This is a genomic window from Vibrio sp. 2304 (assembly GCF_033339475.1).
Classification (GTDB): Bacteria; Pseudomonadota; Gammaproteobacteria; order Enterobacterales; family Vibrionaceae; genus Vibrio; species Vibrio alginolyticus.
The window spans coordinates 1-704 of record NZ_JAWOUQ010000060.1 but is presented as its reverse complement, the minus strand read 5'-3'; the positions used below and the strand labels follow the sequence as shown (position 1 = coordinate 704).

1 protein-coding gene and 1 pseudogene are annotated in these 704 nt (G+C 46.6%); one reads left to right on the top strand and one right to left on the bottom strand.

Going from position 1 to position 704, the window contains the following annotated elements:
• On the top strand, positions 1–414 hold a 414-nt coding region (locus R7P64_RS24240; RefSeq protein WP_318124154.1), incomplete at its 5' end, for a DbpA RNA binding domain-containing protein.
• A gap of 58 nt (positions 415–472) precedes the next feature.
• On the opposite strand, the pseudogene R7P64_RS24235 reads toward R7P64_RS24240, so the two are convergent.
• Positions 473–704: pseudogene (locus tag R7P64_RS24235) on the bottom strand (Crp/Fnr family transcriptional regulator); the annotation flags it as partial.

Below are 704 nucleotides of genomic sequence, written 5' to 3'. Positions count from 1 at the left end.
GACCCAGAAGTGCACGTGCACCGTATTGGCCGTACTGGCCGAGCAGGCAGTAAAGGTTTGGCGTTCAGCTTCTTTGGTGAAACAGACGGTCTACGTGTTGCTCGTATCGAAGAGTACTTAGAGATGGATGTGGTACCAGCGACCTTGCCAGCGAAATCAAATCAGCAGCCATACCAAGCGAAGATGGTGACCATCAACATTGATGGCGGCAAGAAGCAAAAAGTTCGTCCTGGCGATATTCTTGGTTGTTTGACTGGCAAAAATGGCATCCCAGGTGCGCAAGTGGGCAAGATTCATTTGTTCCCTGTGCGTTCTTACGTTGCTGTAGAAAAGTCTGCCGCGAAGAAAGCGCTGCAAATTATCAGTACGGGGAAGATGAAAGGGCGTCAGTTCCGAGCGCGTCTTCTTAAATAAGTCATTAGATTGAACAAAGGCTCTTCGTTGGAAGAGCCTTTTTTGTTTGGTACGTCTCTTATTCGCTGTCTTTTGCTAAACGCGCTTTAATACGGCTTAAGCTGATAGCGGTAATGCCGAGGTAAGCCGCAATTTGGCTGTCGGTAATGCGTTGTTCTAAATCTGGGTAGTGGTGGCAAAATAACTGATAACGTTCCTCAGGCGAATACAACAGCATGAAACGTTCTTTATTCTCTTTGTTCATCAATTGCGTTTCGAGCAATTTTAGGTAAATTGAGTGCTTTTCGGCG